Origin of the sequence: Pandoraea sp. PE-S2R-1 (assembly GCF_002179865.1) — a bacterium.
GTDB lineage: Bacteria > Pseudomonadota > Gammaproteobacteria > Burkholderiales > Burkholderiaceae > Pandoraea.
On the sequence record NZ_NGUR01000015.1, the window covers coordinates 250,613 to 266,196 of the forward strand.

The 15,584-nt window shown below is 64.3% G+C and carries 12 protein-coding genes; 9 read left to right on the forward strand and 3 right to left on the reverse strand.

What is annotated here, in order from left to right:
- Positions 1-25: 25 nt before the first annotated feature.
- Entirely contained in the window at positions 26-814 is a 789-nt protein-coding gene (locus CDV44_RS18535) for an IclR family transcriptional regulator (RefSeq protein ID WP_087690720.1), read from the forward strand.
- A gap of 59 nt (positions 815-873) precedes the next feature.
- Here the strand turns inward: CDV44_RS18535 and CDV44_RS18540 are convergent, their stop codons facing one another.
- A complete protein-coding gene (locus CDV44_RS18540) occupies positions 874-1,734 on the reverse strand; it encodes an IclR family transcriptional regulator (protein WP_087689498.1) in 861 nt (286 codons plus the stop codon).
- 351 nt (positions 1,735-2,085) lie between these two features.
- Here CDV44_RS18540 and CDV44_RS18545 point away from each other — a divergent pair, with 351 nt between their 5' ends.
- The 4 genes from CDV44_RS18545 to CDV44_RS18560 all read left to right on the forward strand — a co-directional run bounded on the left by CDV44_RS18545 (position 2,086) and on the right by CDV44_RS18560 (position 8,053).
- On the forward strand, positions 2,086-3,759 hold the full coding sequence (locus CDV44_RS18545; protein ID WP_087689500.1) for a GMC family oxidoreductase: 1,674 nt from the start codon (positions 2,086-2,088) through the stop codon (positions 3,757-3,759).
- 52 nt (positions 3,760-3,811) lie between these two features.
- Positions 3,812-5,140 carry an MFS transporter gene (locus tag CDV44_RS18550; protein ID WP_058377348.1) on the forward strand — a complete coding sequence of 443 codons (1,329 nt, stop codon included), beginning with the start codon at positions 3,812-3,814 and terminating at the stop codon, positions 5,138-5,140.
- 141 nt (positions 5,141-5,281) lie between these two features.
- Entirely contained in the window at positions 5,282-6,577 is a 1,296-nt protein-coding gene (locus CDV44_RS18555) for an MFS transporter (RefSeq protein WP_087689503.1), read from the forward strand.
- 225 nt (positions 6,578-6,802) lie between these two features.
- On the forward strand, positions 6,803-8,053 hold the full coding sequence (locus CDV44_RS18560) for an EAL domain-containing protein (protein ID WP_087689505.1): 1,251 nt from the start codon (positions 6,803-6,805) through the stop codon (positions 8,051-8,053).
- Positions 8,054-8,093: 40 nt separating this feature from the next.
- Here CDV44_RS18560 and CDV44_RS18565 read toward each other — a convergent pair whose 3' ends face one another.
- Positions 8,094-9,023 (reverse strand): LysR family transcriptional regulator, encoded by a 930-nt coding sequence (locus CDV44_RS18565; protein WP_087689507.1) that lies wholly within the window; start codon positions 9,021-9,023, stop codon positions 8,094-8,096.
- A 154-nt stretch (positions 9,024-9,177) separates the two neighbouring features.
- Here CDV44_RS18565 and CDV44_RS18570 point away from each other — a divergent pair, with 154 nt between their 5' ends.
- The 3 genes from CDV44_RS18570 (at position 9,178) to CDV44_RS18580 (ending at position 13,301) form a co-directional block, all read left to right on the forward strand.
- Complete coding sequence (locus tag CDV44_RS18570; RefSeq protein ID WP_087689509.1) at positions 9,178-10,587, forward strand: MFS transporter; 1,410 nt, start codon at positions 9,178-9,180, stop codon at positions 10,585-10,587.
- Positions 10,588-10,775: 188 nt separating this feature from the next.
- The gene (locus CDV44_RS18575; RefSeq protein ID WP_141118763.1) at positions 10,776-11,840 is read left to right on the forward strand and encodes a porin; all 1,065 of its coding nucleotides are present in this window, start codon (positions 10,776-10,778) and stop codon (positions 11,838-11,840) included.
- A gap of 33 nt (positions 11,841-11,873) precedes the next feature.
- Positions 11,874-13,301, forward strand: coding sequence for a M20 family metallopeptidase (locus tag CDV44_RS18580; protein WP_058377343.1), 1,428 nt, complete (start codon positions 11,874-11,876; stop codon positions 13,299-13,301).
- A 77-nt stretch (positions 13,302-13,378) separates the two neighbouring features.
- Here the strand turns inward: CDV44_RS18580 and CDV44_RS18585 are convergent, their stop codons facing one another.
- Positions 13,379-14,485, reverse strand: a complete 1,107-nt coding sequence (locus CDV44_RS18585; protein ID WP_058377342.1) for an NADH:flavin oxidoreductase/NADH oxidase — start codon at positions 14,483-14,485, stop codon at positions 13,379-13,381.
- Between the two features lie 171 nt (positions 14,486-14,656).
- On the opposite strand from CDV44_RS18585, the gene CDV44_RS18590 reads away from it, so the two are divergent.
- Entirely contained in the window at positions 14,657-15,580 is a 924-nt protein-coding gene (locus CDV44_RS18590; protein ID WP_087689513.1) for a LysR family transcriptional regulator, read from the forward strand.
- The last annotated feature ends 4 nt before the right edge of the window (positions 15,581-15,584 follow it).

The window sequence follows — 15,584 nt, forward strand, 5'->3', positions numbered from 1 at the left end:
TGATCCATTTTCCGGAACGGCGCATATGAACGACGCAGCGACCAAGAGCGACTCCTCGGCAGACAGCAAGGCCGACACCCCGACCCTGCGGGCGTTCGCCTTACTGGAATATCTGGTGACCGCCGACGCCCCGGTCTCGCTCGCCGACATGGCGCACGACATCCAGATGCCCAAGGCATCGTTGCACCGCATGCTCGGCTCGCTCGAAGCGGGCGGCCTCGTGATTCGCGAGCCCGGCCAGAAAAACGCCTATGTGATCGGCCCGCGTCTCGCGCAACTGAGTCTCGGCGTGATGATGCAGGCGGGCGCGCGACGCATGCGTCACGCGATTCTCGGCCGCTTGGTCGCCGACCTTGGCGAGACGTGCAACCTCACGATGCTCCACGAGACGGAAGTGCTGTATCTCGACCGCATGGAAGCGCCGTGGCCGCTGCGCCTCGATCTCAAGCCCGGCTCACATGTGCCTGCGCATAGCAGCGCCAGCGGCAAGTTGCTGCTCGCGATGATGCCGCGCGAACAGCGTGCCGCACTGCTGCGTGCGATGAAGCTGCAACGCTTCACGCCCAACACGCTGACCGATCCCGAATTACTCGAGAGCGAACTCGACCGCATCGCCCACAAGGGCATTGCCGTCGATAACGAAGAGTTCGTGCTGGGGATCGCCTGCGTCGCGGCGCCTGTGCTCAAGGAAGATGGGCAGTGCATCGCCGCCGTGGCCGTGCATGCGCCGGTGTCGCGCACGTCGCTCTCGAAAGCGATGGAATTCGTGCCGCGCTTGCAGGAAGCGGCCAAGGAACTCGCCAGTACGTTCTGATAGCGGCGATGGGATATTGGGGGCGCGAAGCTCGCGTTCCCTGCGCCTTGTTCAGCGTCTCAAACCTTCTCCGCTTCGCCCTTTTTCGCCAGCGCATCCAGCTTGCTCGTCCGCTGCCAGTCGAGTAGCGGCACCAACGCCGTCGCCGTCTCGCGCAGCGTCGGCACCAACCCCAGCAACTCCTCCAGCGTCACACGCGCCGTCGGGCCATGCACCGCCAGCACGGCACGCACATGGCCGTCGTCAGGGGCGCGCACCGGCACCCCCACGGCCACCATGCCGCGCACGAACTCTTCATTGTCGATACCGATGCCGCGTGCCGCCAGCCGGTCGAGTTCGGCGTCAAGCAGGCTCACGTCCGTGATCGTGCGCGGCGTCATCCGCTTGAGCGTCAGGCGCGCGAGCACGGCACGCCGCTCGGCCGCCGGCATCTGCGACAGAAACAGCTTGCCGCTCGCCGTGCAATGCAACGGCACCCGCATGCCCGGATGCATCTGCATACGCAGCGGCTCGTTGGTTTCGACACGCTCGATATAGAGCACCTCGTCGCCGTCGAGCGCCGTGAGGTTGACGGTTTCGCCGACGCGATCGACCAGCCCGCGCAGCAGCGAGCGCGCGGCACGCGTGAAGTTGTTGTTCGCCAGTGTGACCAGCGCCAGACGCGCCGCCCGCGGCCCCAGCGACAACCCGCGCTCCGAGCCGCGCGAATCGGGCACATGCGCCACGTAGCCGCACAACTCCAGCGCTTCGATGAGCCGCATGAGCGTGGCTTTGGGGATCGACAGACGCGTCGCCAGTTGCGACAGCGTATAGGGCTGCCCGGCGATCGCCAGGCGCTCGATGATGGCCAGTGCCCGCAGGTTACGCGCCTCTTCGCTCGCGCGAATGTCCAGTTCGTCCAGCGTGCCTGTCTCGCGCATCGCGCCTCCTCGCACCCGATCATCAAAATAAAAGAAACAAAATATACCAATTATTTGATGATCATCAGCCCCGGGATTACCCCTGTCCGAGTGACATTCGACAACGATTAGGGACGCGACATCCCTCGCTTCAGCGCCGCCCTCCTCTCCTAGTGAAACCCCGCAGATGCGCCGCAGCAATTGCATTGTTCTGAGACGCCATCGTCGAATTCCGTTTCAGTTTCCCGTTCCGCGCGTCTTTTCACTTGGCATTTATCAGACGCTCGCCGACATTGAATCGAAACAATCCGAAACGAATCGTTTCATCCGGGCGCAGTGCACGGATGCGAACTCAGGCAGGAGACAGGTGGCATGGAACATGAGGTGGACTATCTGATCGTCGGCGCAGGCTCGGCAGGCTGCGTGCTCGCGAACCGGCTGAGTGCCGACCCCGCGAACAAGGTGTTGCTGCTCGAAGCGGGCGGACCGGATAGCAATCCGTGGATTCACATTCCGGTCGGCTACTTCAAGACGATGCACAACCCGGAACTCGACTGGTGCTATCGCACCGAGGCTGACGAGAACGTCGCGAACCGTCAGATCGACTGGCCGCGCGGCAAAGTGCTCGGCGGTTCCAGCTCACTCAACGGGCTGCTCTATGTGCGCGGTCAGCGTCAGGATTACGACCGCTGGGCCTCGCTCGGCAATCGCGGATGGCGCTATGCCGACGTGCTGCCCTACTTCAAGAAGTCGGAAGATCAGGAACATGGCGCAAGCGAGTATCACGGTGCCGGCGGCCCGCTCAAGGTGTCTGACCTGCGGCTGCGCCGCCCCATCGCCGATCACTTCATCGCCGCTGCGCAAGACATCGGCATTCCGTTCAACGCGGATTACAACGGCGCGACACAGGAAGGCGTGGGTTACTTCCAGCAAACGGCATTTCGGGGCTTCCGCTGGAGTACGGCAAAAGGGTTTCTGAAGCCGGCGCGCGAGCGTCGCAATCTGATTGTCGAGACCCGGGCACAGACGTGTCGCGTGCTGTTCGACGGCAAGCGTGCCGTCGGCGTCGAATATTTGCAGGATGGTCAACGCAAGAAAGCCCGGGCACGCGTTGAGGTGATTCTCGCCGCCGGGGCCATCGGCTCGCCGCAGTTGTTGCAGAACTCGGGCGTGGGCCCGACCACCGTACTGGCGAAAGCGGGCGTCGCGCTGCGGCACGCGTTGCCGGGCGTGGGCCAGAATTTGCAGGATCACCTGCAAGTTCGCCTCGTCTTCAAAACGCGCGAGCGCACGCTGAACGACGAGGTGAACAACCCGCTACGCAAGGTCCTCATCGGCCTGCAATACGCGTTCGCACGCACCGGTCCGCTGACGCTGGCGGCCAGTCAGGTGACGATCTTCACGCGCTCACGCCCTGAGGTCCAGCGCCCCGACATCCAGTTCCATATGCAACCGCTCTCGGCGGACAAGCCGGGCCAAGGCGCGCATCGGTTCTCGGCCTTCACGTCGTCGGTCTGTCAGTTGCGTCCGTTCAGCCGGGGCAGCGTGGAGATCGCTTCGAACGATCCGCTGCAATACCCGGCGATTCACGCCAACTATCTGTCCGACGCGCGCGACCATCAGGTCGTCATCGACGGCATCAAGGTGGCGCGCCGCATTGCCGCTGCGCCATCGCTGGCACCGCACATCATCAGCGAATTCGTGCCGGGCGCGCAGTTTCAGAGCGACGACGAATTGCTGCAAGCCGCGCGCCGCTACAGCCAGTCGATCTATCACCCCGCAGGCACCTGCAAGATGGGCCACGACCCCATGGCCGTGGTGGACGACCGGCTGCGTGTGCACGGGCTCGCCGGGCTGCGCGTGGTGGACGCCTCGATCATGCCCGAGCTGGTCTCGGGCAACACGAATGCACCGACGATCATGATCGCCGAGAAGGCGGCGGACATGATTCTCGAAGACGGCCGGCGAGGGTCGGGCATGACGGAGATTCATCGCGACACAGAGACCAGAACAGCAGCACAGGCATCGACGGCGGTCGCAGTCTAGGCAGCGTTGGCAGTAAAGACGGCACACATCATTAAAAGATTCGGAGACAACCATGAATGCATCGACTCAGACCGACGCCCGGCAGATGCGCCGTGTCGTCGTCGCCAGCCTGATCGGCGCCACCATCGAGTGGTATGACTTTTTCCTGTACGGCGTCGTCGCCGGCATCGTCTTCAACAAACTGTATTTCCCGAGCGGCGACCCGCTGGTCTCGACCATGCTCGCCTACGGCACGTTCGCGGTGGGCTTTCTGAGCCGGCCGCTCGGCGGCGTGATCTTCGGCCACTTCGGCGACAAGCTCGGACGCAAGAGCATGCTCGTGATGACGCTCTCGATCATGGGCGTGGCAACCATGCTCATCGGGCTGGTGCCCACGTTCGCGCAGATCGGACTATGGGCGCCGTGTCTGCTGCTTTTTCTGCGCGTGCTGCAAGGCATCGGGCTCGGTGGCGAATGGGGCGGCGCAGTGCTCATGGCGTTCGAATACGCGCCCAAAGAGAAGCGCGGCTATTACGCGAGCATTCCGCAGGTCGGGCTGGCGCTCGGGCTGTGCCTTGCGTCGGGTGTGGTGGCGTTGCTGTCGTACACGCTCACCAACGCGCAGTTTCTCGCATGGGGCTGGCGTGTGGCGTTCTTCCTGTCGGTCGGGCTGGTCGCCATCGGCATGTACATCCGCCTGAACGTGATGGAGACGCCCGAGTTCTCGAAGATCAAGAAGGCCGGTGCCGAGATCAAGATTCCGATTGCCGAAGTGCTGACCAAGAGCCCGGGCAACGTGCTCGCCGGCATGGGCGCGCGCTTCATCGACGGGGTGTTCTTCAACATTTTCGGCGTGTTCTCGATTGCCTATCTGACGCAGACGCTAAAGCTCTCGCAGACCGAAGCGCTCATGGGGGTGATGGCCGCCGCGTTCGTGATGATCTTTACGATTCCGTTCTTCGGCAAACTCTCGGACCGCGTCGGCCGCACGCGTATCTACTTCTGGGGCTCGCTGCTCACGGGTCTGTCGTCGTTTGCCGGTTTCTGGCTGATGAAGTCTAGCGGCGGCAATGTGTTTCTCGTGTGGCTCGCCATCGTGATTCCGCTGGGCGTCATCTACGCCTCGGTGTACGGCCCCGAAGCTGCGCTGTTCTCGGAACTGTTCGACGCGCGGGTGCGCTACACCGGCATCTCGTTCGTCTACCAGTTCTCGGGAATCTTCGCGAGCGGCCTGAGCCCGATTATCGCCACCTATCTGTTGCAGAAGAACGGCGGCGAGCCGTGGCTGATCTGTATCTACGTGCTGTGTGCGGGGCTGATCAGTGCGCTGTCGGCCGCGTGGATTGCCAGCAAGAAGCGACGCCAGCATGTGTGGCACGGCGCGGGTATTGCCGAGCATTGAGACGCACCGAGTCGTCGCCGCAACGACAAAGCGTGCCCTTCGCGGGGCACGCTTTGCGCATGGTGTTTGATGCCGGGCAGGGTCGACGCGGGTGATCTCGTGCGATGATTCAGGGTATCGCTCACCTGCCCACGAGACACGATGCAGCGAGATCCGTCGCTCGACACCTCTTTGCCTGAAGACGAACCCGATCGCCGGGGCCCCCTCTCCGAAGGTGCCCTGCTCGGTGCGCCGTCGCCTGCGCCCGGTCCGGCTCCGGCTGATGCCGTGCCGCTGCCCATCAGCGTCTATCCGGCGCTCATGGGCATTCTGCTCGCCTACGGCGTGCTGGTCGTCGGCAACGGGCTGTTCGCCACATCGATTCCCTTCCATGCACTGCACTACGGCGCGTCGACGTTTACTGTCGGCGTGATCCAGTCGTGCTACTACGGCGGCTTTCTGCTCGGCGCGTTCTACAACCGCTCGCTCATCGAGCGCATCGGCCAGCATCGCGCGTTCGTCGCCTTCACCGCATTGGCCGCGCTGTTCGTCATGGGCTTCGCCGTGAGCGAAACCACGCTCATGCTCTGCCTGTTCCGCCTCGGCACCGGGCTCGCGCTCATGGGCGTGTACACCACGGTGGAGAGCTGGCTCAACGGGTCGGTACCCAACACCATGCGCGGGCGCGTGTTCGGCTCGTACCTCACGATCAACTATCTGGCCGTGGGCGCCGGACAATTTCTGCTCAACGTCGGCGAAGCCGGTAGCGAAGGGCAACTGTTGCTGGTCGCGGGTCTGTTTGTGGCCTCCATTCTGCCCATCACGCTGATGCAGGGCTGGCCCACGCGTGTGGCCGATGAGCGCCTCGTCAAGCAGCCGGCCATGAGCCTGTTCGACGGCATCACCGAGATGGCCCGCGCGACGCCGATCGCTATTCCGGGCTGTATTCTCGCGGGCTTTCTGTACAGCGCGTTCTACGCCATCGTGCCGATCTATCTGACGCGCATCGGCCTGTCGATCGGCAGCCTGTCCACGCTGATGGGCGTGGCACTGTTCGGTGCCCTGCTCATGCAATGGCCCTTCGGCCGGCTCTCCGACCGCATGGACCGGCGCACACTGTCGCGCCGGCTGGCGCTCGCCTCCGCCGCGTTCTGCGCGCCCCTGATCTTCATTCAGGCGCACTGGCTCGTGTTCCTGCTGATGTTTTTGTTCTCCGCCGCCAATTTCACGCAGTACGGCCTGATCGTCTCTCATGTGAACGATCGCACGGCGCCCGAGCAACGCGTGGTGGTCAGCGCCACGTTGCTGATCCTGTTTTCCGTCGGCGGCATTCTCGGACCGATGATCGCGTCGCTCGTCATGACGCTGGTCGGCCCCGGCGGACTCCATCTGTTCAATGTGATCTGCGCGCTGCTGCTCGCGCGGGTGGCGCGGCGGGCGCAAGTGCTTCAGCCCTGAGCAAAAGGCGCGGCTTTGATGGGGCTGGCGGGAAGGCCGAGGCTTTCGCTTCCCGCCCCAACATGGTGCGAACCCGCCACACACTGGTGCGATACCCGCGTGATGCAGCCCATTGGCGCCCGAAAATCACGGACAATAGCGCCGGCGCCGCCCCTGCGCCTTTGAGCACGGTTCTTGCTCACCTATTCTGTAAACAACATTGCCGCCCCCGTGCCTGTCCACACCATGAGCATGATCGACCTCGACGCCCCCGGTTTGTTGCCGCCCCGCCTCACGGCGGCGGACGACGGCCGCCGTATCGTCATTTACGGCGACTTCACCATTTGCAGCGTCTTCCAGCCGGTCTTCTCGGTGTCGCACCGCCGCGCCATCGGTTATCACGCGTCGCTGCGTGCGCATGACGCGCAAGGCCGTCACGTGCCGTCGCATGAGGTCTTCACGCTCGCGGCCCGTCATGGCGACATGCTCGAACTCGGCCGCCTCGCCGAATCGCTGCATCTGGGCAACTTCCATGAATTCGACAGCCGTGATGCCTGGCTCTTCCTGAACCTGCATCCGGCCGCGCTGATGGACACGGTCTACGGCGACGCGCTCATCGCAACGCTCAAGGCCATCGGGCTCTCGCCGCAACGCGTGGTGCTCGAAGTGCCCGAGCAGGCGGGCGGCGACACGCCGCGCTTCGGCGCCATCGTCGGCAGCCTGCGTAAGGCAGGCTTCGTGATCGCGCTGGGCGGCTTCGGCGCCAAGCATTCGAATATCGACCGGGTGTGGGATCTGCGCCCCGACATCGTGGTGCTCGATCGCGGCATTCTCGCGCAAGCTACCGAGCAGTCGCATCTGGCGCGGGTGCTCCCCGGGCTGGTGTCGCTGCTGCACGAATCGGGACAACTGGTGATGATGGGCGGGCTGACGACCGACCGCGAAGCGTTGATTGCGCTGGAGTGCAACGTCGACTTCGTGCAGGGTCAGTATTTCGCTGCGCCGGATGTCGATCCGGTCCCCTCGAAGGTCGCTGCCGAGCGCATGGATGCGCTGTCGGCCGCGCTACGCACGCAGTTGGTGGAACGCGAGCGTGCCGAACACGCGCGCCTCGCACCGTATGTGGCAGGTATCGAAGCGGCCGCCGCGCGTATCGCGCAGGGCACGGACATCATCGAGGCGTCGCACGATTTGCTGGCGCTGCCCGACGCGGCACGCTGCTTTCTGCTCGACGCGGCAGGCCGCCAGATCGGCGACAACGTGCTGCCGATCAACCATTCGTCGCAACGTGCGAAGCGCTTCCGTCCGCTGCTGCACTCGCAAGGCGCGAACTGGGCGCGGCGCCCGTACTTCATTCAGGCGATGCGCGAACCCGGCGAAGTGCATTTCACGCCGCCGTATCTGTCGATCAACGAGGCGCACCTCTGCGTGACCGCCTCCATCGCCACCCCGGCGAAGCAGGGCCTGCAAGTGCTCTGCGTCGACATCAACTGGTGATCATGCGGTAAGGCGGTGCGCTGGGCGTCGAGGTCTTGTCCTACGACGCCGTCCCCTTGCGCGCCCCTCGCGTGCCCTGCTCCGCCTTCACCGCATCTTCGATACACCGCACGAAGTATTCAGCGGGCGCGGTGAGAATCGCGCTGTCGCGGAACAGCAGGAAGAGTTTGCGGGCGGGCGGCTGCTCCAGCAGATCAAGCGTCTTGAGCTCTTCGGCCGCGCCTTCGGTGCGCAGCGCAAGGTGCGTCCACGACGTCACAACGTTGCTGTTGACGGCCAGACTGTAGAAGAGCGTCTGCGACGCGCAGCGCGTAATACGGCGTGGCGGCGCGAGCCCCTGCCGGGCAAACAGCTCCGTGAGGAATGCCTGAAATTCGCTTGAAGGTGCCGTGTGCAGCCATTCGGCATCCTGCAAGTCGGCAAGCGAGGTGGCATTCGCCAGTTGCCCCCGCCGCGCCACCGAAAACCACATCGGAAACGTCGCCAGATGCACCGCACGCACAGTCGCAAATTCACGCGCATCCACGCCAGAGCCCAGCGCAAAATCCAGCGCGCCGCTCTTCAACTGCTCCACCAGTTGCGACGCACTGAACTCCGAGAATTCGAGCGTCACGTCGGGCATCGTCTGACGAAATCGGTTGTACGCCTTGGGCAACACGGTGATTGCCGAGAGCGGCGTTACGCCGATGGCAACCCGTCCCTGCCGGGTATCGCGCAGGCGGGTCATCTCCGCCTCCGTGCGCGTCATCTCATTGACGATCAACTCGGCCCGCTGAAGCAGCGCGCGCCCCTCATGCGTGAGCGACACCCCGGTCGAACTGCGCACGATCAACATCAACCCCACTTCGGTTTCGAGATCACGTAACGCACGCGTGACGGCCGGTTGCGTGACGTGCAGCGTGCGGGCCGCTTCGTGAATGCTGCCCGTGTTGGCAACGGCCACGAGGGCGCGCAATTGGTGGAGTTTCATCGCTACATATCAAGGGTTATCACTGATAAATGGATGTTATCAGGATAAGAATTTATGCGTATCGGGATTATTACGGCTTGATTACTATCGGCCCGAATCGTCGCATGCGTGCGCATGGACAGAACGACACCCCCAATGCATGGAGACAACCCGTATGACGCCTAACGCCGCCCCGCCCCTCAATGGCGCGCTTGCCAGTTCGCCCCCGCCATCGGGACATGCGGTGAGTTCGTCGCCGTCCGCGACGAGCGATGCCGCCTCGCACGCTGACCGCGCTAACCGTGCGTCACGCCGCCGCACCATCGTCGCCACGTCGGTCGGCAACGGTCTGGAGATGTTCGACTTCACGGTGTTCAGCTTCTTTGCGGGCATCATCGGCAAGAACTTCTTCCCTGTGGGCTCCGGTACCGGCCCGCTGCTGCTCGCGATGGCAACGTTCGGTGTGGGCTTCGTCATGCGCCCGCTCGGCGGCATTCTCATCGGCAACTATGCCGACCGTGCGGGCCGTCGCGCCGCACTCTCGCTCACCATCGCACTGATGATGGTCGGCACGGCGCTGATCGCACTCACGCCGAGCTACGCCAGCATCGGCGTGATCGCCCCCGTGCTGATCGTGTTCGGGCGGCTGTTGCAGGGACTTTCCGCCGGGGGCGAAATCGGCGCGTCGACGACGTTCCTGATGGAATCGGGTCCGGCGTCGCGGCGCGGCTTCATGGTGTGCTGGCAGATGGTCAGTCAGGGTGCTGCTGCGCTGCTTGGTGCGCTCTCGGGAGCATTGCTCTCGTCGCTGCTCACCCCCGCGTCGCTGGAGAGCTGGGGCTGGCGCGTGCCGTTCATCCTCGGCCTGATGGTCGGTCCGGTCGGCATGTATATCCGTCGTAATCTCGACGAGACGTTCGAAGCCCCCGAGCGCGAGCAAAGCGCTGTGGGCGAGATCGTGCGCCACTACCTCGGGCGCGTGCTGCTCGGCACGTTGCTGCTCGTCGGCGGCACGACCATGCTCTACATCATCGTGTTCTTCATGCCCGCTTACGGCGTGCGCACGCTGCACCTGCCGGTGGCCACGTCGTTCCTCGCGGGATGTGCCTCGGGCGCCATCATCATGGTGTCGTCGCTCGTGTCGGGCCTTTGGATCACCGATCGCGTGGCGCGTCGCAAGCCGGTGGTGATCGTCACTTCGCTGATCACGCTGCTGTGCGTGTATCCGGCGTTCAAGTGGCTGACGACGGCGCCTTCCGTGCCGCTCATGATCGGCATCGTGACGGTCGTCATGGGCATTGCATCGCTCGGTACCGGCTCGTACTTCCTGCTGATCATGGAAGCGTTTCCGCGCCGCGTGCGCGCCACGGCGCTCGCGATGATCTACAGCTTCGGCGTGACGATCTTCGGCGGCTTCGCGCAGTTCAACGTGACGTGGCTGCTGCACCGTACCGGCGACGCCATGTCGCCCGCGTGGTATCTGCTCGCCTGCGGCGTGGTGAGCCAGATCGCGCTGTGGTGCTTCCCTGAACGCCCGGCCGATGCCGTGGCACCGGCCACGTCGGCAGCGGCACACAAGGCCTAGCCGCCTCACGGGCTCGCCCGGCTTCTCGCTTCTCGCACTTCCCGTACTTCTCGCACTCGACGTTGTACCGACAGGCCGCCGCTCCGGCGCGCGGCCCGGGGCTCTGCACGCTCGCGATTTCGTGCATCGGCCGCCGCGGTCGCGTCGCGCATCTGGCAAGACAGACCAACGACAAGATTCAGAGAGACATGAAAAAACGATATTCGCTCGCGCTGGCCCTCGCCGGTGCCGGCATCACCGCAGCGACGCCCGCCGGTGCCGCCGTGCAGATTTACGGCGCCGTCGACAGCTTTCTCATGTATTCGCGCAACAGCGGACAAGAGAACCTGCAATTGCTCTCGGGCGGGGCGTCCACATCGCGCTGGGGCATCACCGGTTCGGAAGACCTTGGCGGCGGCATGCGCGCCGCGTTCCGGCTGGAAAGCGGCTTCGATCTGATGAGCGGAAAACAGCAAAGCAGCAGCGCCTTCTACAACCGCGAAGCCAACGTCTCCTTGTCGTCCGTCGAGTGGGGCACGATCAAGTTCGGCAAGCAATATCCGGCCATCGGCCCGGAAGGCATCGATCCGTTCGTGTCGGTCGGGCAACTCTCGCCGTATGCCACGAGTGCGCTCGTCGTCTCCGATCTCGGTCCCGGTGCGGCGTCGATTCAGGCCCGCGTGGACAACGCCATCAGCTACGAGACGCCCGACATCGCAGGCCTCAACGCGACGGTGCTCTACGCGTCGCGCAACGTCGCGGGTTCCAGCCCGAACGCCAGCAACATCGGCACGGTGGTGAATTACGGACGCGGCCCGCTGATGCTCTCCGGCTCGTACAACGCCGTATGGGCCAACACGAGCACCAGCACGACGCCGGGTGCGCCGCTCAATGGCCCGCGCACCGACGCCTACATGCTCAGCGCCACGTATCAGTTCGGCGAAACGATGGGCTCGGCGAGCTATGTACTCACGCGTCCGAATGGCCCAGGCACCTTCATGGCGCAGGTCTACTCGCTGGGCATGGTCTGGCAGCGCGGGCCGCACGTGGTACGCGCCGGCGTCATCTATCGCAACGTGGCGGGCAAAGTCGATCACGCCGTCGGCGCGTTGCTCGGCTACGACTACCAGTTCTCGAAGCTCACCGGTCTCTATGCCCGCGTGGGCGGCTTTCGCAATTACGGGCAATCGTCACTCTCGTTCGGTGCCGATCCGCTCAGCACCCCCGGTATCAATCCCGTCGTCTTCGCCCTCGGCATGCGTCAGAAGTTCTGAGCGCACGCTGGCTTAATCCATCAGGAGGACTCCATGTCTGACATCGCTTCCCCGCTCGACTACATCGAGCAGCACACCCCGCAATTCACCGAACTCGCCGACAAGATCTGGAACCTCGCGGAACTGCGCTACGAAGAATTCGCATCGAGCGAGTTGCACATCGAAGTGCTCGAAGCCGCCGGTTTTCACGTGACGCGCGGCGTCGCCGGCATTCCCACGGCCTTCATCGCCGAAGCCGGCGACGGCGGCCCGATCATCGGCATTCTCGGTGAATACGATGCGCTCTCCGGGCTGAGTCAGGAAGCCGGTGCGCTGCAATGCCAGCCGTCGGCAGAAATCGGCAACGGCAACGGGCACGGCTGCGGCCACCATCTGCTGGGCACCGCCGCCCACCTGGCCGCGGCCGCCGTCAAAGCGCATCTGGACGCGACCGGACAACCGGGCACCGTGCGCTTCTACGGCTGCCCCGCAGAAGAAGGCGGTTCGGGAAAAACGTTCATGGCGCGCGCCGGGTTGTTCGACGATCTCGACGCGGCGTTGTCGTGGCACCCGGCCGTGCATAACGGCGTGTTCAACGGGCGCTCGCTGGCAAACGTGCAAGCGTACTTCCGCTTTCACGGCAAGGCGTCGCACGCCGCCGCGTCGCCGCATCTTGGCCGCAGCGCGCTCGACGCCGTGGAGTTGATGAACGTCGGCGTGAACTACATGCGCGAACACATGCTGCCCGACGCGCGCGTGCATTACGCAGTGACAAACACGGGCGGCACGTCGCCGAACGTGGTGCAGGCCAATGCCGAAGTGCTGTACCTTGTGCGCGCACCGCGCAACGATCAGGCATCGGAGCTGTTCGAGCGCGTGAAGAACATCGCCAACGGTGCCGCCTTGATGACCGGCTGCACGGTCGACGTCGTATTCGACAAGGCATGTTCGAACCTCGTGCAGAACAGCGTGCTCAACGACATCGTCTATCGCAATCTGGAGACGTTCGGCGCGCCCCAATACGACGAAGACGAACTCGCCTATGCACGCAGTGTGCAAGACAGTTCGCTGTCACCGGAAGACATTGAAGGCGCCACGCGTACGCTCGGTCAGGCATGGCGAAATCCGAAGCCGTTGTTCGATCACGTGGCATTGTTTCAAGCGGGCAATGAGCCGACGCTGCACGGTTCGACCGATGTGGGCGACGTGAGCTGGATCACGCCGACGGCGCAGTGCTTCACGACCTGCTATGCCTTCGGCACGCCGTTCCACTCGTGGCAACTGGTGGCGCAGGGCAAGAGCACGCTGGCGCACAAGGGCATGTTGCTCGCGGCGAAAACGCTCGCCGCGTCGGCACTCGATCTGTTCCGCTCTCCGGAGACGCTCGCCAAGGCCAAAGCCGAATTGCACGAGCGCCGCCAAGGCCGCCCGTACGTCTGCCCGATTCCGGCAGAGGTGAAACTGCCGTTCGCGCGCGACTGATCGCGACACGCTCAACGAAAAACCCCCGCGCGTCGTTTGACGTGCGGGGGTTTTTTCATGCTTGCGAAGCGAAACGCTTAGGCCGCGCGTTGCACCTGATAGCGTTCGAGCCAGTGCGCGTACGGTGCGGGCAACACCCACGACGGACGCGACACATCGAGTTCGCGCGCGGCGTAATACGGCCAATGCGGGTTGGCGAGCAGCGCCCGCCCGATCATCACCAGATCCATCTGACCACTGGCCACCACGCGCTCGGCCGCATGCGGATCGTCAATGCCCCACGACGACGCCACGGCAATGCCGGCTTCCTGCTTCACACGCTCGGCAATCGGCGCGAGGAATGCCGAACCCCAAGGAATCTTTGCTGCCGGGGTCGAGAAACCGACGCTCACGTTGAGCAGATCGAGGCCGCCCTCACGCATCTGACGCGTCAAGGTAATCGACTCGGCCAGCGTCTCTTCGTCGCGGCCATCGTATTCGAGAACGCCGAAACGAGCGGTCAGCGGCAGGTGTTCGGGCCACACTTCGCGCACGGCCGCGAGCGTCTCGAGCAGGAAGCGGCTACGGCCGGCGAGATCGCCGCCGTAGGCATCTTCACGATGATTGGCGTGCAGCGAGAAGAAGCTCTGTGCGAGATAACCGTGGGCGAAATGCAATTCCAGCCATTCGAAACCGGCGGCCAGTGCACGACGTGCGGCTGCGACGAAATCGGCCTTCACGCGGGCGATGTCGTCCAGCGTCATCGCTTTAGGCACTTTGCCGAGATGGCCGCCGAACGCCACGGCGGACGGCGAAATCGTCGGCCAGCCACGCGGGTCGTCTTCGAGAATGTGATCGTCGCCTTCCCACGGGCGGTTGGCGCTGGCCTTGCGGCCTGCGTGGGCAATCTGGATGCCGGGCACGGCACCGTGCGCCTTGATGGCCGACGCGATGCGCGCCATGCCTTGCGCTTGTTCGTCGTTCCACAGGCCAGTACATCCCGGGCTGATGCGGCCTTCCGGCGACACGGCCGTGGCCTCGACGATCACGAGCCCGGCGCCGCCACGGGCGAGTCCGGCGTAGTGGGCGAGGTGCCAGTCGTTGGTCACGCCGTCGACGGCGCTGTACTGACACATCGGGGGAATCGCTACGCGGTTGCGCAGCTTGACGCTTTTCAATTCAAACGGGGAAAACAAGGCGGACATGGTGTGCTCTGCGGTGTGAGGGGAAAGCGGCGCGGCCAGCGGGGAATCGACAACTCAGGAATCGCATCCCGGGGCCTGCACCTCGGCGGGGTTAGCCGACGCAAGCAATGGTAGCCCGTCGTCGCTATAATGAAAACCATCTGCCGATTATCAAGTTGATAACAGTTCATTATGGTCAACCCTCAATGGCTCAAGTCCTTCGCGACACTTGCGGAGCTGGGCAATTTCACTCGCGCCGCCGACCGGCTGGGCCTCACACAGGCCGCCGTCAGCCAGCACGTGAAGCATCTCGAAGACGAATTCGGACCGCTGCTGGTGCGGCGTCCGCGCGCGATCGAGCTCACCCCTGCGGGACACGCGATGCTCGCCTACTGCGCGGAAGTCGAATGCGCCAGCCGGCACCTGCGCTCGCGGCTCGACGACGCCAATGCCGACTGCGGCGAAATCACGCTCATCACACCGGGCAGCATCGGGTTGTATCTGTGCCCGATCCTGCTCGACATGCAGCAGGCCACCCCCTCGATGGCGGTACGGCATCGCTTCGCGCCCGACCGGGAAGTGCTCGAAGGCGTGCTGCAAAACCACTTCGAACTGGGCCTCGTCACGCTGCGCCCTGACGATCCGCGCCTTGCCGCCACGCCCTTCACGCAGGAACCGTTGGAACTCGTGGTACCTGCCGGTGACGACGTCCACAAGTGGGAAGATCTCAAGCGCATCGGCTACATCGACCACCCCGACGGCGAAGCGATGTCGACGCGTTTGCTCAGCCGCCGCTTTCCGGGCAATCCGGGCGTGCGCAGCTTGCCGAGCCATGGGTGCACGAACCAAATCAGCCTGATTCTGGAATATGTCGCGCGCGGGCTGGGCTTCACCGTGATTCCGCAGTACGCACGACAGGCGTTCGCCTCGCAGGACGCCATTCGTGTGGTCGATTGCGGGCCGCCCGTGGTCGATACGTTATGGCTGATTCATCGTGCAGAGTGGGCGTTATCGGCGCGCGCGCAACGTGCCGTGGCGTTGTTGCGTGAACGGGTGGATGCACCCCGTCCGCGTGCATTCGGCGCATTGACCGCCGCAAAGCGGGCGAGCGCGTAGCCGG